Annotated in this window: 17 protein-coding genes; 8 read left to right on the top strand and 9 right to left on the bottom strand. The window is 63.7% G+C overall.

Annotated elements, in window-relative coordinates; translation table 11 throughout:
* Positions 1 to 190: 190 nt before the first annotated feature.
* The gene (locus tag NCR93_RS18435) at positions 191 to 1774 is read right to left on the bottom strand and encodes an aldehyde dehydrogenase (NADP(+)) (protein ID WP_008352961.1); all 1584 of its coding nucleotides are present in this window, start codon (positions 1772 to 1774) and stop codon (positions 191 to 193) included.
* A gap of 167 nt (positions 1775 to 1941) precedes the next feature.
* Between NCR93_RS18435 and NCR93_RS18430 the strand changes: the two genes are divergently transcribed.
* On the top strand, positions 1942 to 2877 hold the full coding sequence (locus tag NCR93_RS18430) for a LysR family transcriptional regulator (protein WP_008352964.1): 936 nt from the start codon (positions 1942 to 1944) through the stop codon (positions 2875 to 2877).
* 3 nt (positions 2878 to 2880) lie between these two features.
* Here NCR93_RS18430 and tam read toward each other — a convergent pair whose 3' ends face one another.
* Positions 2881 to 3660 carry a trans-aconitate 2-methyltransferase gene (tam, locus tag NCR93_RS18425; protein ID WP_008352965.1) on the bottom strand — a complete coding sequence of 260 codons (780 nt, stop codon included), beginning with the start codon at positions 3658 to 3660 and terminating at the stop codon, positions 2881 to 2883.
* 282 nt (positions 3661 to 3942) lie between these two features.
* On the opposite strand from tam, the gene NCR93_RS18420 reads away from it, so the two are divergent.
* A complete protein-coding gene (locus NCR93_RS18420; protein ID WP_175979491.1) occupies positions 3943 to 5172 on the top strand; it encodes a sensor histidine kinase in 1230 nt (409 codons plus the stop codon).
* A gap of 62 nt (positions 5173 to 5234) precedes the next feature.
* Here NCR93_RS18420 and ahpF read toward each other — a convergent pair whose 3' ends face one another.
* Both ahpF and ahpC read right to left on the bottom strand, forming a co-directional pair.
* Positions 5235 to 6821 carry an alkyl hydroperoxide reductase subunit F gene (ahpF, locus tag NCR93_RS18415; protein ID WP_008352970.1) on the bottom strand — a complete coding sequence of 529 codons (1587 nt, stop codon included), beginning with the start codon at positions 6819 to 6821 and terminating at the stop codon, positions 5235 to 5237.
* Positions 6822 to 6968: 147 nt separating this feature from the next.
* The gene (ahpC, locus tag NCR93_RS18410) at positions 6969 to 7532 is read right to left on the bottom strand and encodes an alkyl hydroperoxide reductase subunit C (protein ID WP_008352971.1); all 564 of its coding nucleotides are present in this window, start codon (positions 7530 to 7532) and stop codon (positions 6969 to 6971) included.
* Between the two features lie 152 nt (positions 7533 to 7684).
* Here ahpC and NCR93_RS18405 point away from each other — a divergent pair, with 152 nt between their 5' ends.
* Positions 7685 to 8443 carry an NADPH-dependent F420 reductase gene (locus NCR93_RS18405; protein WP_175979490.1) on the top strand — a complete coding sequence of 253 codons (759 nt, stop codon included), beginning with the start codon at positions 7685 to 7687 and terminating at the stop codon, positions 8441 to 8443.
* Between the two features lie 144 nt (positions 8444 to 8587).
* On the top strand, positions 8588 to 9256 hold the full coding sequence (gene ribA / locus NCR93_RS18400; RefSeq protein WP_008352974.1) for a GTP cyclohydrolase II: 669 nt from the start codon (positions 8588 to 8590) through the stop codon (positions 9254 to 9256).
* 18 nt (positions 9257 to 9274) lie between these two features.
* Here ribA and NCR93_RS18395 read toward each other — a convergent pair whose 3' ends face one another.
* The 4 genes from NCR93_RS18395 to NCR93_RS18380 all read right to left on the bottom strand — a co-directional run bounded on the left by NCR93_RS18395 (position 9275) and on the right by NCR93_RS18380 (position 14455).
* The gene (locus NCR93_RS18395) at positions 9275 to 10009 is read right to left on the bottom strand and encodes a 2OG-Fe(II) oxygenase (protein WP_175979489.1); all 735 of its coding nucleotides are present in this window, start codon (positions 10007 to 10009) and stop codon (positions 9275 to 9277) included.
* Between the two features lie 82 nt (positions 10010 to 10091).
* Positions 10092 to 10586: a hemerythrin domain-containing protein gene (locus NCR93_RS18390; RefSeq protein ID WP_175979488.1), complete on the bottom strand. Its 495-nt coding sequence runs from the start codon at positions 10584 to 10586 to the stop codon at positions 10092 to 10094.
* A 119-nt stretch (positions 10587 to 10705) separates the two neighbouring features.
* Positions 10706 to 13027: an ATP-dependent DNA helicase gene (locus NCR93_RS18385; protein WP_250532272.1), complete on the bottom strand. Its 2322-nt coding sequence runs from the start codon at positions 13025 to 13027 to the stop codon at positions 10706 to 10708.
* Positions 13028 to 13051: 24 nt separating this feature from the next.
* A complete protein-coding gene (locus NCR93_RS18380) occupies positions 13052 to 14455 on the bottom strand; it encodes an aminotransferase-like domain-containing protein (protein WP_175979486.1) in 1404 nt (467 codons plus the stop codon).
* A 130-nt stretch (positions 14456 to 14585) separates the two neighbouring features.
* Here NCR93_RS18380 and NCR93_RS31935 point away from each other — a divergent pair, with 130 nt between their 5' ends.
* From NCR93_RS31935 to NCR93_RS18365, 4 genes are read left to right on the top strand one after another with little or no spacing between them, the layout of a single operon-like run.
* The gene (locus tag NCR93_RS31935) at positions 14586 to 14714 is read left to right on the top strand and encodes a hypothetical protein (RefSeq protein ID WP_268811676.1); all 129 of its coding nucleotides are present in this window, start codon (positions 14586 to 14588) and stop codon (positions 14712 to 14714) included.
* On the top strand, positions 14714 to 16225 hold the full coding sequence (locus NCR93_RS18375) for an FAD-binding oxidoreductase (protein WP_175979485.1): 1512 nt from the start codon (positions 14714 to 14716) through the stop codon (positions 16223 to 16225). The genes NCR93_RS31935 and NCR93_RS18375 overlap by 1 nt, the downstream gene beginning before the upstream one ends.
* Positions 16222 to 16569 carry a hypothetical protein gene (locus NCR93_RS18370; RefSeq protein ID WP_175979484.1) on the top strand — a complete coding sequence of 116 codons (348 nt, stop codon included), beginning with the start codon at positions 16222 to 16224 and terminating at the stop codon, positions 16567 to 16569. The genes NCR93_RS18375 and NCR93_RS18370 overlap by 4 nt, the downstream gene beginning before the upstream one ends.
* A 54-nt stretch (positions 16570 to 16623) precedes the next feature.
* A complete protein-coding gene (locus tag NCR93_RS18365) occupies positions 16624 to 16992 on the top strand; it encodes a DOPA 4,5-dioxygenase family protein (RefSeq protein ID WP_033537083.1) in 369 nt (122 codons plus the stop codon).
* A gap of 49 nt (positions 16993 to 17041) precedes the next feature.
* Here NCR93_RS18365 and phaP read toward each other — a convergent pair whose 3' ends face one another.
* The gene (phaP, locus tag NCR93_RS18360; protein WP_239294394.1) at positions 17042 to 17608 is read right to left on the bottom strand and encodes a TIGR01841 family phasin; all 567 of its coding nucleotides are present in this window, start codon (positions 17606 to 17608) and stop codon (positions 17042 to 17044) included.
* Positions 17609 to 17969: the final 361 nt, after the last annotated feature.

The following is a 17969-nucleotide window of genomic DNA, read 5'->3' as shown; positions in this document are numbered from 1 at the left end:
AAACGTTGTAGCGAGCCCACGCCGAGTATGTCAACGCGGATCGCCCGAAGCGGCGGACGTTGCCGGGAGATTGGTAAGGCTTCCGAATCATCGTTCGAAAGGTTTGCCTTTCGTGCTCGGCGTTGCGCAGAAGCGAAAAAGCCGCGGCGCGAATGACGCGCCGCGGCTTTCATCAGACTAACCCGAAGCGTTATTCCGCCAGTTGCAGCTTGCCGTCGATGCGGCGGTTCAGGCCGAGCGGATTCGCCGTCTTCAGCGCGTCGGGCAGAAGCGCGTCAGGCAGATCCTGATAGCTGACCGGGCGCAGGAAACGGTTGATCGCGAGACTGCCGACCGAAGTCGAGCGGCCATCCGCCGTCGACGGGAACGGGCCGCCGTGCACCATCGCGTGGCCGACTTCCACGCCCGTGCCGAAGCCGTTCACCAGCAGGCGGCCGGTGCGGCGCTCGAGCGCGGGCAGGACGCGCTTCGCATCGGCGTAATCGGCCTCGTCGATATGCAGCGCCGAGGTCAACTGGCCTTCCAGCGATTCGATCAGATCGATCATCGCGTCGAGGCTCGGGCAACGCACGACCAGCGACGATGCACCGAAGATTTCCTCTTGCAGATCGTGATTCTTGCGGAACGCTTCGGCGGTGGTGACGAACAGCGCCGACTGGCCCTGATTGTCGCCCTTCGCTTCGAGGCCGCGCGCGGCGGTGGTCACGTCGGCGTTATCGGCGGTCTTCGCGACCGAGTTCGCGTACGTCTTGCAGATGCCCGGCGTGAGCATCGTCTGCGCGGCGGTTTCCTTGAGCGCAGCGGAAGCCGCTTCGATGAACTTGTCGAGATCCGGGCCGTCGACGGCCAGAATCAGGCCCGGATTCGTGCAGAACTGGCCCGCGCCGAGCACGAGCGACGAGACGAACGCCTTGCCGATGGCTTCGCCGCGATTCTTGAGCGCGTTCGGGAAGAGCAGTACCGGGTTGATGCTGCTCATTTCCGCGTAGACGGGGATGGGTTCCTTGCGCGCCGCCGCGATCTTCATCAGCGCGACGCCGCCGCCGCGCGAGCCGGTGAAGCCCGCCGCCTTGATGCGGTTGTCGGCGACGAGGCCCTGACCGATGTCGCGGCCGCTGTCGAAGAGGAGCGAGAACGTGCCTTCGGGCATGCCGCAGTCCTTCACGGCCTTCTGCACCGCGCGGCCGACGAGCTCCGCCGTGCCGGGATGCGCCGAGTGCGCCTTGACGATGACCGGGCAACCGGCGGCGAGCGCCGACGCCGTGTCGCCGCCGGCGACGGAGAACGCGAGCGGGAAGTTGCTCGCGCCGAACACGGCGACCGGGCCGACGCCGATATGACGCAGACGCAGATCGACGCGCGGCAGCGGCTTGCGCTCGGGTTGCGCCGGATCGATCCGCACGCCGAGAAAATCGCCATTGCGGACGACATCGGCGAACATGCGCAACTGGCCGACCGTGCGGCCGCGCTCGCCTTCGAGACGCGCGCGCGGCAGGCCGCTTTCGATCATGCAGCGCTCGATCAGGTCGTCGCCGATATCGAGGATGTTCTGCGCGATCGTTTCCAGGAACTTCGCGCGCGCTTCGGGCGCGGTTTCGCGGTAGACGTCGAACGCGGCCCACGCGAGGGCGCACGCGCGGTCGAGGTCCGCGAGCGTCGCGCCGCCGAAAGCCGGTTCGATGGCCGCGCCGGTCGACGCGTTGACGGCCTTGATCGAGCCGTTCGAGCCGAAGACCGATTCCTGACCGATGAGCAGGTTGCCAGTGAGTTGCATGATGTCTCGTCCTTGCTTGGAGTGATTCGCGGCAGCCGCATGTACCGGTTGTACGATGACTGCACCTTGCCCGACTATACGGCTTCGCGCGTGCGCCTGTATAGTGAAACCTTTCCATCGCTTGATCGCTTTTTGGAATCATCCCGCGCTTTCCCGCACGCCGAAAGATGAAGAACACGCTCGATGTATTGATGTCGCGGCTGCGCATGAAGCAGCTTCAACTGCTGATCGCGCTCGACGACCACAAATCGCTGCACAAGGCGTCGAGCGCCATGGCGATGACGCAATCCGCCGCGAGCAAGGCGCTCGCCGAACTCGAATCCATGCTGGAAGCGCCGCTATTCGAGCGTGCGAAGAGCGGGCTGATCCCGAATCCGTTCGGCCGCTGCGTGGTGCGCTACGCACGCGTGCTGGCCGCCGATCTCAACGCGCTCTGCCAGGAAGTCGCGCAGATTCGCGCGGGCACGGGCGGGCGGCTGACCGTCGGCACGATCATGGGCGCGGTGCCGGGCGTGGTCGCGCCGATCGTCAACGAGATGCACGCGAAGCATCCGGATCTGGCGATCGAAATCGTCGAGGATACGAGCGCGCGCATGCTGCCGATGCTCGACGACGGCCGCGTCGATCTCGTCATCGGGCGCTCGAGCGTGTCGGATCAGCCGTCGAAGTATCAGTATCAGCCGCTGGCGGACGAGCCGCTTTGCATCGTCGTCGGTCAGGGTCACGAGCGCACGGGCGAGCCGGAAGTCGGTTTCGCCGATCTCGCGCGCTATCGCTGGGTCACGTATCCGAGCTATATGCCGATGAGCGCATTGCTGGAACGCGAACTCGATCTCGCCGGCCTGCCGATGCCCGCCAATCCGATTTCCACCGCCTCGCCGCTGATGACCGTGACGCTGCTGCAAGAGAGCGCGGAACTCGTGTCGATTCTGCCGGCGAGCGTCGCGAAAGTGTTCGAGCGCCACGGCATGCTGCGCATTCTGCCCGTTCGCATGAAGTCGAAATCGCAGACCTACGGCATCGTCACGCGCAGGGGCGGCGAGCTTTCGCCGGCGGCGCGGCAGTTCGTGCAGATGTTGCGCGAGCAGCGCCGGCCGAACTGACACTCAGCGCGTCGCGACGATGAACAGACGCGGGAAGGGCAGGAGCACGCTGCCGTCGTCGAAAACGGTATATGCGGTTTTCAGGCCGGCGCGATAGCGGTCGAGGAACGCGGCCGCTTCCTTCTCGTCGAGCTTCGCGAGGAACGGCCGCAGCGCCGAGCCCTTGAACCATTCGATGATGGCATCGACGCCGCCGTCCAGCGGATGATGGTACGTCGTGCGCCACACGTCGACGCGCGCGCACAGCGGCTTGAGCAACGCGTAATACCAGTCCGCCCGGAAGCGCGCGGTGCGCTCCACGCCCTTCAGCTTGTCGCGCCAAGGGCCATCGGCGGCGGCTTCGCGCATCAGGCGGTGCGCGGGTTCGTCGAGATTGTCGGGCATCTGCACGGCGAGCTGCCCGCCCTTCGCGAGCTTGCCGGCGAGCGACGGAAACAGCGTCTCGTGATCGGGCACCCACTGCAGCGCCGCGTTCGCGAGAATCAGATCGAACGGTCCTTCTGCCTGCCACGCGGAAATGTCGGCGAGCGCGAATTCGACTTGGGGCAGGCGCTTTTTCGCCGCGTCGATCATGTCGCCCGAATTGTCGACGCCGATCACGCGCGCGTTCGGCGCATGCGCGATGAGCGTTTCGGTTGAATTGCCGGGGCCGCAGCCGAGATCGACCGCCGTGCGCGCGGCTCGCGCATGAGTCGCGTTCAGCAGATCGCGGACGGGGCGCGTGCGCTCTTCCTCGAACAGCGAATATTGGCGCGCTTGCCATTCGGGCGATGATGTCGTCATTGAAGGCTCCAGTCGATGTTCGTCGTGATATCACACGCGATTCTAGATGCGCGGGCCGCGCCGATCCAAAGCCGCGCGACGGCCTTTGAATGGAACGCTGAATCCGATGTGCACGCGAGTCATTGAAAAAACTCGGATATGTCCCTTTCGCGCGGGCATCGCGCCTATACTGGCGAAGCATTCGCGGGCGGTTCCAGGCAATATCGGAACTTGCTTTCGCATGCATATCACGAACATCATTCGCGCCGCCCTCCGGCGCCTTAAGCACTCGGGGACTCGCAGATGAGCGACACGTCAGTCGGCGGCTTGAAGGGTCTCGTGGACGCGCTGCGCGCGCAGCAAGACGCGCTCACCGAACGCTGGATGAAGCTCGTGTTCGGCGATCAGGAAGTCGAACATTCGGATCAGCTCACGTATCGGCAGCTTGCGGATCATCTGCCGAGCATCTTCGATGAAATCTGCATCGTGCTGGAATCGCGCAATCTGCGCGACCAGGAAGGCGCGATCGAGCGCGACGCGCGCCAACACGGGCAATGGCGCTGGCAGCAAGGCTACCGTATCGATGAACTCGTGCGCGAACTCGATCTTTTTCGTCAGGTGTTGCTGCTCGCGATCGGCGAATACGCGGGCGCCCATGACGATCTTTCGCGCGCCGACGAAGAGCACGCGCGCCTCATGACCGATGAAGTCGTGAGCTTCGTCACGCTGGCGTCGATTCGCGAGGCGATCGGCGAGCGCGATCGCAAGATCGACGAATACACCGGCATGCTGGAGCGCGCCAACTACGAGCTCACGCTGCGGCAAAAGCTCATCAGCGATTTGTACGAGACGCGCATGCAGGTCACGCGGCGCGTCGCGCACGATCTGCGCAATTTCCTCAACGTGTTCTCGACGGCGCTGCAACTGGCCTCGCGCTCGGCCGCGAAGCGCGAGACGGCGCTCGGACTGGCGAACCGGCAAGTCGCCGACATGGCGTCGCTCGTCGACGAGATGGTCGAATATTCGAAAGTGCTGGGCGACGATTCGGTGCTGACGGTCGAGCCGTTCGATCTCGTCGGTCTCTTCGACGAGCTGATGCAGGCCTGCCGCGTCGCGACCGAATCGAAGGGATTGAAGCTGATCGGCCATCTCGATCCGGCGCTCGGTGAGGTGACGTCGAACCGGCTGAAGGTGAAGCAGGTCGCGCTGAATCTGCTGTCGAATGCGATCAAGTACACGTCGTCGGGCGAGATCGCACTGTCGATCGCCGCCGCGCCCGATCAGCGCTGGAAATTGCGCGTCGCCGATACGGGCGTCGGCATCAGCGTGGCGGATCAGGAGCGCGTGTTCGAGGAATTCGAGCGCGCCGCCGATGACGACATTCCCGGCGCCGGGCTCGGCCTTGCGATCGTCAAGGAGTTGTCGCGCACGCTGGAAGGGGAACTGCGCTTCCAGTCGTCGAAAGGGCGCGGAAGCGTGTTCGAAGTGACGTTCCCGATGGTGCTGGAACCGAAGGCTTCCGACGCTCAATAAACGAAAAAAGGCGGACGGGTCGCCCCGTCCGCCTTCCGGTCACCACGACGCCTGAACGATGCTCAGGCCGCCGCTTCTTCTTCGACCACTGCTTCGTCTTCCACCGACGCGCGGATCAGATGGTCGAACGCCGAGAGCGCCGCCTTCGCGCCTTCGCCGACCGCGATCACGATCTGCTTGTACGGCACCGTCGTCACGTCGCCCGCGGCGAACACGCCCGGCAGCGAGGTCGCGCCCTTCGCATCGACGACGATCTCGCCGTGCTTCGACAACTCGACTACGCCCTTCAGCCATTCGGTGTTCGGCACGAGGCCGATCTGCACGAACACGCCTTCGAGCTCGACGTGATGGCTCGCGCCCGTCGCGCGGTCCGTGTACGTGATGCCGTTGACCTTCTTGCCGTCGCCGGTGACTTCGGTCGTCTGCGCCTCGGTGACGATCGTCACGTTCGGCAGGCTGCGCAGCTTCTTCTGCAGGACCGCGTCGGCGCGCAGCTCGTTGCCGAATTCGATCAGCGTCACCGCCGACACGATGCCCGCGAGGTCGATCGCCGCTTCCACGCCCGAATTGCCGCCGCCGATCACGGCGACGCGCTTGCCCTTGAAGAGCGGGCCGTCGCAGTGCGGGCAGTACGCCACGCCGCGTCCGCGATACTCGCGCTCGCCCGGCACGTTGATTTCACGCCAGCGCGCGCCGGTCGACAGAATCACGGTCTTCGCCTTCAGCACCGCGCCGCTCGCGAGATGGATTTCATTGATGCGGCCCGGCACCAGCTTCTCGGCGCGTTGCACGTCCATGATATCGACTTCGTAGCTCTTGACGTGCTGCTCCAGCGCTGTGGCGAACTTCGGCCCTTCGGTTTCCTTGACCGAGACGAAGTTTTCGATGGCCATCGTATCGAGCACCTGACCGCCGAAGCGCTCGGCGACGACGCCCGTAGCAATGCCCTTGCGCGCCGAATAGATCGCCGCCGCCGCGCCGGCAGGACCGCCGCCGACGATCAGCGTGTCGAACACCGGCTTGTTCTCGAGTTCCTTCGCCGCGCGCGCCGATGCGCCCGTGTCCAGCTTCGCGAGGATTTCCTTCACGCCCATGCGGCCCGAGCCGAAGCTCTCGCCGTTGACGAACATCATCGGCACGGACATGACCTGGCGTTCCTCGACTTCCTGCTGGAACAGCGCGCCGTCGATCGCGACATGCTTGATGCGCGGGTTGATGATCGCCATCACGTTCAGCGCCTGCACGACTTCCGGGCAGTTCTGGCACGACAGCGAGAAATACGTCTCGAACGCGAAGTCGCCGTCGAGATTCTTGATCTGCTCGATGATGGCGTCGTCGAGCTTGATCGGATGGCCGCCGGCTTGCAACAGCGCGAGCACGAGCGACGTGAATTCGTGGCCCATCGGGATGCCGGCGAAGTGGATGCCCGCAGCCTTGCCCGCCTCGCCGATGGTGAAGGACGGACGACGCACGCTGGCGTCCTCTTTCTCGACGACGCTGATCCGCGCAGACAGCGTAGCGATCTCGTCGAGCAGGCTTTTCAGCTCACGCGACTTGTCGCTGTCGTCGAGGAAGGCGACGAGTTCGATCGGCCGGGTGACTTTTTCCAGATACGCTTTTAATTGATTCTTGAGATTGGCGTCGAGCATGGCGATGTCCGTTCCTTGACTTGGGATATTGCAGACGTGTTCCGCCGCGGCGCTGCGAAATTCGCAGCGCCGGACGAACACGTTTTTTGGGGTGAACCTGCCGCAGAACCGCGGCAAGTTCGATACAGCGCTCGTGAAGTACGAGACTTAGATCTTGCCGATCAGATCGAGCGACGGGGTCAGCGTTTCAGCGCCCGGCGTCCACTTGGCGGGGCACACTTGACCCGGATTCTTCGCGATGTACTGAGCAGCCTGAACCTTGCGGAGCAGTTCGCCAGCGTCGCGGCCGATGCCGTTGTCGTGCACTTCGCACAGCTTGATCTCGCCTTCCGGGTTGATCACGAACGTGCCGCGCAGCGCCAGGCCTTCTTCTTCGATCAGAACGTCGAAGTTGCGCGAGATCGCGAGCGTCGGGTCGGCGATCATCGGATAGTTGATCTTCTGGATCGTGTCCGACGTGTCGTGCCATGCCTTGTGCGTGAAGTGCGTGTCGGTCGAAACCGAGTAGATTTCCACGCCGAGCTTCTTGAATTCTTCGTAGCGGTCAGCCAGGTCGCCCAGTTCGGTCGGGCAGACGAACGTGAAATCGGCCGGGTAGAACACAAACACCGACCACTTGCCCTTCAGGCTTTCATCGGTGACGGTCACGAACTCGCCATTGTGATAGGCGGTTGCTTTGAACGGCTTGACTTGACTGTTGATGATGGGCATTACCAGTTTCCTTTTGGAGTGGTGTTGAAGAAGTAAGTGAACTATACAGGAAAGCTATCGTACTTGCGAAGTGGATTGATTTTATTGTCGGGATAGCGCCGGGCTATCGACGCGATATTTTGGCGTTTTCCCGCACAAGGCATTCTGATTGCATGCGCCTTCGCAGGTTCCTTAAACAGACTTGGTCGCTTTCACTTTCATTTCAAGGAGGCAGTATGAAAATAGGAATCATCGGAGCGGGCAATATCGGTTCGGTGCTGGCACTGCGCTTCACCGAGAAAGGGCATGACGTGCGTATCGCGAATTCGCGCGGCCCGGCGTCGCTCGCGGATATCGAGCGCGAGACCGGCGCGAAGGCCGTCGAAGCGCGGGACGCGGTGAAGGACGCCGAAGTCGTCGTCGTCACGATTCCCGAAGCCAAGGTGCCGAACCTGCCGAAGGATCTGTTTGCGGGCGTGCCGGCGAGCGTCGTCGTGATCGACACCGGTAACTACTATCCGCAGCAGCGCGACGGGCGGATCGAAGGCATCGAAAAGGGCACGCCCGAGAGCGGCTGGGTCGAGCAGCAGATCGGTCGGCCGGTCGTGAAAGCGTTCAACAATATCTATGCGGATCACCTGAAGAACCGCGGCAAGCCGCCGGGAACGCCGGGCCGCATCGCGCTGCCGGTCGCGGGCGATGACGCGAAGGCAAAGGCCGTCGTGATGAAGCTCGTCGATGAGATCGGCTTCGATCCGGTCGATGCCGGCCAGATCGACGATTCCTGGCGTCAGCAGCCCGCGACGCCCGTCTACACCGCCGATCTCGACGCCGCCGGCCTGCGCGCGGCGCTTCAGAAGGCCGATCCGGTGCGCAAGCCCGAATGGCGCGCGACGGACAAGAGTCCCGGCACGTTCGACCAACCCGCGTAGAAGCGAAAGACCGTACGGTAAAGCGCGGGAACGCGCGCGCGCCGTGAGACAATCTGCAAACTTTCCCGATGGGCTTTAACATGACGAACCGGGCTGGCGCAAAAATGCAGCCGCCGTCCGGCGTCGTGGACTCGCAGATTGACTATGAAAACCGCTTCTCCTACGCAGGACGTGCAGAACCCGCAACACCGCTTCGGCGAGTGCGACGAGTGCGCGGACGTCGAACTCGTGGCGACCGCCACCATTCCGACCCGCTACGGCACTTTCGCTTCGTACGTCTATCGCGTGAAGCACACGGATGTGGAGCACATCGCGTTCGTGATGGGCGACGTGAGCAGCGGCGAACCCGTGCTGACGCGCCTGCACTCCGAATGCGTGACCGGCGATGTCTTCGGCTCGTACCGCTGTGACTGCGGCGAGCAGCTCGATCTGGCATTGCGCTATATCGCCGCGGAGGCTCGCGGGATTCTGCTGTATCTGCGCGGCCACGAAGGGCGCGGCATCGGCCTCGCGAACAAGATCCGTGCATACGCGCTGCAGGAACAGGGGCTCGATACCGTCGATGCGAACCTGCATCTCGGCCTGCCCGACGACGCCCGCGAATACGATTCCGCCGCCGCGATCCTGCGTTCCATGAACGTGAAGTCGGTGCGATTGATGAGCAACAATCCGTCGAAGTTCGACACGCTGCTCAGGCACGATATTCCCGTATGCGAACGCGTCGCGCTCGCCATCCCGATGCGCGAGGAAAACGAGCGCTATATCAAGACGAAGCAGGCGCGCTTCGGGCATTACTTCGACGAGAACGAGTAAGCCCGACAGTGCGCGCGCTCACTGCGCGTCGTGAAAAATTACCCCGAGCATATGCCTGCGTCCCGAGCGCAGGCGGCTCACGCCGTGCTTCATGTTCACCCGATACGGCCCGCGCGTGCCCTGCACCGGCCGATGATGCACCGCGAAGAACACCGCATCGCCTTGCAAAAGCGGTACGACTTCCGCACGCGACTGCATGCGCGGACGCTGCTCCGTCATCACGAATTCGCCGCCGGTGAAATCGTGGCCGGGCGCGGAAAGCAGGATCGCCATCTGAATCGGAAAGACGTGCTCGCCGTAGAGATCCTGATGCAGACAGTTGAAATCGCCGGGCACGTAACGTAGCAAGAGCGGCGTCGGCCGTGTCTGCCCCGCGCGATGACAGCGCTCGATGAACGCCGCATGCTCGCGCGGATAGCGCGTCTCGATGCCCATCACCTCGTTCCAGCGATTCGCGACCGGCGCGAGATGCGGATACACCGCGCGCCGCACGCGTTCGAGCGCGCCCGGCAACGGATACGCGAAGTATTTGTATTCGCCGCGCCCGAAGCCGTGGCGCTCCATCACGACGCGGCTGCGAAAAATGCCGTCGCGATCGTAAAGCGCCGCGAGCGCCTCGCATTCGTCGGGCGAAAAAAGCGCCGACGCCGTCGCGCAGCCGAAGCTATCGAGTTGCGCTTCGAGATCGGCCCAGTCGAGCGCGTCGATGCGATCGCCGATATCGTCTGCCGTCGCGCGTTCGAGCACCTTCATGTCGTTCCTCCGGATGTGCGTGAATTCGAATGAAGTGTGCGCCCGCGACGCGACGCACGCACTCCGGCTCTTGCTGTGCAATTCAGTGCGCGGCCGCAGTCTCCGCGATGCGTTCGTGCAGCGCGGCCTTGCGCGCGGCCATCTTCGCGCCGATCGCGACGAGATCCATCTGCGTCTTGCGCACGGCCGGGAAGAGTACGGTTTCCTCTTCCTCGATGTGATGCACCGCGTTTTCCTTCAGCACCTTGAACGTCCCGTCGAATCCGTCTTCGCCGGCGCGCAGGTTCGCGAATCGTTCGATCAGCGTCTTCACCAGAAAATGCTCGACGTAGGCTTCGTCCACGTCGATGCGCCGGTCCGCTTCGAGCGCGTTCTGCGCGCCCGGATACAACAATTCTTCCTCGACGATCGTATGGATCGTCAACAGTTCGCACGCGCGCTGTACGAGCGAGTTCTTGCGCTCGAAATCGTCGTGGTCCGCGCGTTCGAAGGCATCGAACAATTGTTCGATGGCGCGGTGATCGGCTTCGAGCATGTCGAGCGCATCGATGGGTCGCGGGGTTTGAGCGGTGGACATGGGGTTCTCCAATAGTGGGCTCTGTCGGCCCGGTAGCGACATCTGCGTGTCCCCAAGGTGCCGTAAAAAAGCAAGACGAATGCCCGCGATGGATCAGTTAACGGCGGCGGTGCGCGCGTCTAGATAGTGGTATTTCTCGATTCGCTCAAGTCGCGTTGGCGCAACACTTTCACCTGCCACCACGCGGGCAGCAGCCGCCGCACTTCGGCGCGCGCGAAGCGGTCGTCGATCAGATAAAGCACGCCGCGATCGAGCGGTCCGCGAATCACGCGTCCCGCCGCCTGCACCACTTTCTGCAAGCCGGGAAAAAGATACGTGTACGCATAGCCCTCGCCGAACGCCTCGTGCATGCGCGCTTTCATTTGCTGATTGACGGGATTGAGTTGCGGCAGCCCGAGCGTCGCGACGAACGCACCGATGAGACGCGTGCCCGGCAGATCGATCGCCTCGCCGAACGCGCCGCCCAGCACCGCGAATCCGATACCGCGTCCATCGGCGACGAAGCGCGCGAGAAACTCGCGTTGCGCCGCCTCGCTCATCGCGCGGGACTGCTGCCAGCAGGGAATCGACGGATGACGCGCCGCCAGCGCCGCCGCCACTTGCGTCAGATAGTCGAAGCTGCTGAAGAAGCTCAGATAGTTGCCCTCGGCGCGGAAGTATTGCGCGGCGATGAGATCCACCGAGCGCTCGCGATCCCGATAGCGCGTCGAAAGATCGGCGATCGCGCGCACGTCGAGCTGATCGGCGGAGAAGGGCGATTCGACGTCGATCCGCACGCTCGATGCCGGCAAGCCGAGCGTATCGGCGTAAAAGTGCGCGGGCGTGAGCGTCGCCGAAAAGAGCGCGACGCTGTGCGCGCGCGCCAATCGCGGCGCGAGATGCGGCGCGGGAATCACGTTGCGCAGGCAGAGCGTGGCATTGCGCTTCTTCGCGTTTGCGCTCGCGTTTGCGTTCGCGCCGGAAAGCGTGATGTCGAAGATCGAATGCGAACCGAAACGCTCCGCGATGCGCGTGAAATGCACGGCATCGAAATAGAAGCGCAGCGTGTCGGGCGTGAAGGCGTCGGGCTGTTCGCCGAGCGTTTCTGTCATCAGCGAAACGGCTTGCCCGAGCGCGGTCAAAAAGCGCGCGGGCGGCTCCGTATGCGCCGCGTACTCGATGCCCGACGCGTGCTGCTCGCTCGCCGTCTCGCTCCAGCTTCGCGCGACGCGCCCCAGCGCCTTCCTGAGCACGCCCGGCGCGCCGCGGCGCATCGCGTTGAAGGCGGACTGATCGAGTGTCGCGGAATACATGCCGCGCGCGCGTTCGACGAGGTTGTGCGCTTCGTCGACGAGCACCGCCACGCGCCAGCGATTCGCCTCCGCGAGCGCGAAGAGCATCGCGCTCGTGTCGAAGTAGTAGTTGTAGTCGCCGACGATCACATCGCTCCAGCGCGACAATTCCTGGCTCAGATAGTACGGACAGATGTCATGCCGGCGCGCGACCTCGGCGACCGACGCCCGATCGAACTGCGTGCATTGGAGCGCGGCGGCGCGCGCATCGGCGAGGCGATCGTAGAAGCCGCGCGCGAGCGGACACGATTCGCCGTGACACGCGCGATCGGGATATTCGCAAGCCTTGTCACGCGCGACGAGTTCGACGACGCGCAACGGCTTCGCGGCGAGCGTCGTGAGCGCGTCGAGCGCGAGTTGCCGTCCCGCGCTTTTCGCGGTGAGAAAGTAGATCTTGTCGAGTTGCTGGCCGGGCCAGGCCTTCAGGAGCGGAAAGAGCGTGCCGACCGTTTTGCCGATGCCCGTCGGCGCTTGCGCGGCGAGACAGCGCTTCGACACCGCCGAGCGATACACCGCTTCCGCGAGCGCGCGCTGGCCGGGGCGGAAATCGGCGTGAGGGAACGCGAGCGTCTTCAGCGCTTCGTCGCGTGCCGCCCCGTGCGCCAGTTCCTGCCGCGCCCACGCGATGAAGCGTTCGCACTGCGCCTCGAAATGCACGGCGAGCGCTGCGGCCGTTTGCGTCTCGACGAGCACGCTTTCGGTTTCATCGACGATATCGAAATAAACGAGCGCGATGTCGATGGCTTCCAGCCCGAGCTTTCGGCACATCAGATGTCCGTAGACGCGCGCCTGCGCCCAATGCAGATGCCGATGATTCTCCGGCATCGATTCGAGCTTGCCGCGATGCGTCTTGATTTCCTCGAGCCGGTTGAGCGCGGGATCGTAGCCATCGGCGCGGCCGCGAACGAGTAGCGGGCCGTAGGTTTCCGAAAGCGAAATTTCCTTTTGATATCCGTCCGGCCGACGGTTCGTCACCGTGGCATGGCCGGCGACGCCTTCCTGCGCGCTCGGCGTCGGCGTAAAGCGTAGATCGAGATCGCCCTGTTTCGCCGTGAACTCGCACAGCGCGCGCACGGCGACGGTGTAGGCGGGCTCGGATACTGTATGCATGTACAGGAGTCTAGCACGCGCCTTTCACGAAGCCGCGCGCAGCAGTTCTCCGAGCGTTTTCATCGCGTTGTCGATTTGCGGCGACCATGGATGACCGAAATTGACGCGCACATGATTCCCGAAATCGTGACGCGCGGAGAAGATCGGCCCCGGCGTCACGTTGATGCCGTGTTCGAGTCCCCGCCGATGCAACTGCATCGCGTCGACGTGATCGGCCAGTTGCAGCCACAGGAAATAGCCGCCGTCCGGCCGCCGATATGCGACGTCGGACGGCAGCCAGCGCGCGATGGCGTGCTCCATCGCATCGCGTTGCGCGAGAAGCGCGCCGCGCAGCTTGCGTAAGTGCTTGTCGAAGCCGCCGTGCTGCAAATAATCGGCGATGCCCGCCTGAATCGGGACGCTGGTGGAAATGCTCGTCATCAGCTTGAGACGCCGGATCGCATCTGCGAAACGGCCCGCCGCGACCCAGCCGAGCCGATACCCCGGCGCAAGCGTCTTCGACAGCGATGCGCAATGCATCACGAGCCCGTTCGTATCGAAAGCTTTCGCAGGCGGCGGACGATCCTGCGCGAAATGCAGTTCGCCGTAGACATCGTCTTCGATCAGCGGAACCTCGTGCTTCGCGAGCAATGCGACGAGCGCGCGCTTTTTCTCGACGGAAAGCGTCGCGCCCGTCGGATTCTGAAAGTTCGTCATGAACCAGCACGCGCGCACCGGATGCTTGTCGAGCGCTTCGGCGAGCACGTCGAGATCGAGACCGTCTTGCGGATCGACCGGAATCTCCACCGCGCGCAAGCCGAGATGCTCGATAGCCTGCAGCGCGGCATAGAAGCACGGCGATTCGATCGCGACGACATCGCCCGGCTGCGTGACGGCCATGAGGCAAAGCGTGAGCGCTTCCATCGCGCCGTTCGTGACGATGAGTTCGTCCATCGGCTGCGCGATTCCCATGCCGATATAACGCAGCGCGATCTGTCCGCGCAACGCCTCGTTGCCCGGCGGCATGTCGACGACGGTGCTCCACGGATCGAGCATCCGCGCCGCGTGCGCGAGCGACTTCGCAAGACGCTGCAACGGAAAGAGCGCCGGCGATGGAAACGCGGAGCCGAGCGGCACGACGTCCGGGCGCTTCACGGCGTCGAGCACGGAGAACACGAGGCTGCTTACGTCGATGGGCGCGGGTTCTTTCAGCGTCGCGCTCTCTTTCGGCGCGAGTGCGGCGCCCGGCGCGACGTAATAGCCGGAACGTTCGCGCGCGCGAATCAAGCCCCATTCTTCGAGCAGGTAGTACGCGCGAAAGACCGTCGACTGGCCGACGCCGTATTGCGTCGTCAAATGCCGCACCGAAGGCAGCCGTGCACCGACAGGCAGGCGGCCCGCGCGTATCTCGGCGGCCATCGTGTCGGCAAGGGCTTGGTAGCGCTTCATCGCGGGTATCGGTGAAAGGGCGCGAAATTGTCTCACGCTTTATCGACGGAATATCGACGCCCCGCCGCGCGTTTAATGAATAAGCGGCTTAATCGCCGTGCCCGCTTTTCAATCTTTCGGAGGTGGTTCCATGAAGCTCGCCAGAATCGCAACAGTCATGCTCGCGCTGCTCGCCGGCCTGCTCGCAGGATGTCAGACCGATGGCAGCTCGGGCGCGTCGGGCACGACATCGAACAGCGGCAGCAGCGGCGGATATTGATGCCGTATTTGCCCGCGGCGCTCGCGGCGTTCAAGTCGGCGCTCGGCAACGATGCGGTGCTCGCGGACGATATCGCTTCGTATCTCGATCCGTTCGCGCCCGGCGATGCATCCGCACACGCGCCATCTGCTGTCGTGTTGCCGAAGGACGTCGAAGGCGTGCGTGCGGCATTGGCGGTCGCGAATCGATATCGCGTGCCGCTCTGGACCGTATCGACGGGGCGCAACTTCGCTTACGGCGGCGCCGCGCCGCGTATGCCTGGTTGCGTCGTGCTCGATTTGCGGCGGATGAATCGCATCGTCGAGATCGATGAAACGCTGGCTTATGCGCTCGTCGAACCGGGCGTGACCTATTACGACCTGTATCGCGCGCTCGGCACGCCGCGGCGCTTCTGGCTCGATCCGCCCGCGGCCGGATGGGGCAGCGTGATCGGCAACACGCTCGAACGCGGTTACGGCACGACGCCATACGGCGACCATGCGGCGAATCAGTGCGGCATGGAAGTCGTGCTCGCGAACGGCGATGTCGTACGCACCGGCATGGGCGCGATGTCGTCGAGCCGCGACTGGCAGGTATTCAAGAGCGGCTTCGGGCCTTCGTACGACGGCATGTTCATGCAATCGAACTTCGGCGTTGTCACGAAGCTCGGCGTCTGGCTCATGCCCGCGCCCGAGGGCTACATGATCTGCCGCTACGCATTCGCGCGCGAGGACGATCTCGAACGCGTCGTCGATACGCTGCGCCCGCTGAAGATGGACGGCACCATCCAGAGCAACGCGGTCATCGAAAGCGCGGTGCGCTGGGCGGCAGGCGTGTCGACGCGCAAGCAATGGTTCGACGGCGACGGCGCGATGCCCGACGGCGCCATCGACGCCATGGCGCGCAAGATCGGCATCGGGCGCTGGAACCTGCGCTTCTGCCTGTATGGGCCGAGAGCGCTCGTCGAGGCGCGGCGCGATATCGTGCATGCGCGCTACAGGCCGATCGCGGGCGCGACGCTCTTCGAGATGCCGTATCGCGATGCATCGGTCGAGCCGGAAGGCGGCGGCGATCGCGCGCAAGTCGGCATTCCGGGACTCGAAGCGTTCAATCTGCTCAACTGGCGCGGCGGCTCGGGCGCGCACATCGATTTCTCGCCGATCTGTCCGCCCATCGGACGCGATGCCGTGAAGCAGGTCCGCATGGTGCGCGAGCGCGCCGCGCAATTCGGCTTCGATTATTACGGCGGATTCACGGCCGGCGAGCGCGCGATGCATCACATCTTCGCGGCGATTTTCGATCGCGACGATCCGAAACAATCGCGCGATGCCGGCGCGCTCGTCGAAACGCTGATCCGCGATGCGGGCGCGGCGGGCTACGGGCAATATCGCACGCATCTGTCGTACATGGACCTCGCCGCCGCGCAATACGATTTCAACGATCACGCGCTGATGCGGCTTTCGAAGACGATCAAGGCGTCGCTCGATCCGAACGGGATTCTGTCGCCCGGCAAGCAGGGCATCTGGCGATGACGACACGGCGCGCGTTTCTTATCGCGATGGGCGTCGTGCCGTGGATGCCGTTCGGCGGCGCGACGCGGCCATCGGCGCGCACGTGGGTCGTCGACGGGGACTTGCCGCAAGGCGGCATCATCGTGCGGCGCGCGCGTCTGACGGGCGCGCAGATCGCATCTCTGTCGGGCGATGCGGGCTGGCTGTGGATCGAACGCCTGTCGTCGTCGCATGCGATCGGTGGCATCACGCGCTACGCCGATGCGTTCGTGTTGTCTCAACTCGGCGCAGGCGTCGGCATGCGCGCGACGCATCATCGAACGTTCGGTGACGGCGCCGTGCTCTGGACGCTCGAACGTTGCTGAACGCGGTTCGCTAAAATGACACGCATCTCAATATTGCCGCGCACGGACGAAACGATGAACGCCACGGACACACGCACGATCGCCGACTGGCACGCGCATGTCTATTTCGATGCCGCGAGCCGCGACGCCGCGTGGCAGCTTCGGCTCGTGATCGAGCAGCGGTTTGCGACCGAATTGCAGGATGGCGCGCTGCGTCTGGGCCGCTTTCACGAGCGCCCGGTCGGGCCGCATCCGATGTGGTCGTTCCAGTTGGGATTCGGCGATGCGCTGCTCGCGCCGATGCTCGCGTGGCTCACGCTGAATCACGGCGCGCTCGATGTCTTCATGCATCCGAATACGGGCGACGCGCTCGTCGATCATCGCGACTCGGCGGTGTGGATCGGCCGTTCGCACGAACTCTCGCTGAAGAGTCTGGGCGGTTGAGACGTAAAAAAGGCGGACCGCGTCCGCCTTTTGCTGGATCGCCGGCGAGTTACTTCTTCGCGCTTGCCGTCTTCGACGACACCACGCGCACGGCCGTCTGGCCAGCCACCGAGGCGTCGTTTTGCGCGGCCTCCACCACTTGCTGCGCGGCCTTCTTCGCCGCTTCGTAAGCGGAATTCGCCGATTCCGTCGCGGCATCGATCGCCGTGCGCCACGCCGTCACGACGGCTTCGCTGCCGACCGGCGCATTGCTCGCGAGACTCTCGACGAACGCCTGCACATTGCGCTGAGACTTCGCGATCTGGTCCTGCGCGGCTTCGAGATAGCCGCCGCGCACGCCCGACGCGATCTCATAGACGCCGAGCCAATAGGCCTGAACGCGCTGGGCGCTGTCTTGCAGGTGCTGGTTCTGAAGCGCGAAGAACGCCTGCGGATCGCGCACGGAGAGCGTTCTGGCGATGAGCGCCTGATGCTCGTCGAGCGCCGTCCTGACCGTACGCACGTTCAGATCGGTCAGCTTTTCAAAGCCTTCGACGGCTCGTGCGGCGACACCGAACGTGGTGTCGACCCCCGCCTTTTGTGACGCGATTACATTTTCGGGCGCAAGACTGCTCATGCTCGACTCCATATGGAAATTGCCAATTGATTGCCGATGTATTTGTGCAATGCAGCGAACGACTTATTTTAAGGCAAGCGTGTGGTGTGTCAATTACGTTTTCCCGGCTTGACTTTAAACCACTCAGCCGTTCATTCAAAAATAACAGTGAGCGCAAAGTAAATAATCGGAGCGATTAAGGACTCATCACACATCACACGAATGCAGGTAGAAAAGAAATAATCCCGACCAGTCGGCCTGCGAACGTGCGTTCATTAAACGCTTGCTGCAGGCGTCCAGGCGCGGCCTGTCGTAAACCCCTAAGACAAAAGTTACCGAATGCGTTGTTTCCCCACTTGACGCATTGATGCGTTAATTGGAA

The organism is Caballeronia sp. ATUFL_F1_KS39 (assembly GCF_023630985.1).
Taxonomy (GTDB): domain Bacteria; phylum Pseudomonadota; class Gammaproteobacteria; order Burkholderiales; family Burkholderiaceae; genus Caballeronia; species Caballeronia zhejiangensis.
Note: the sequence above shows the minus strand (reverse complement) of the source record. Positions and strands in the feature narration are given on the sequence as shown.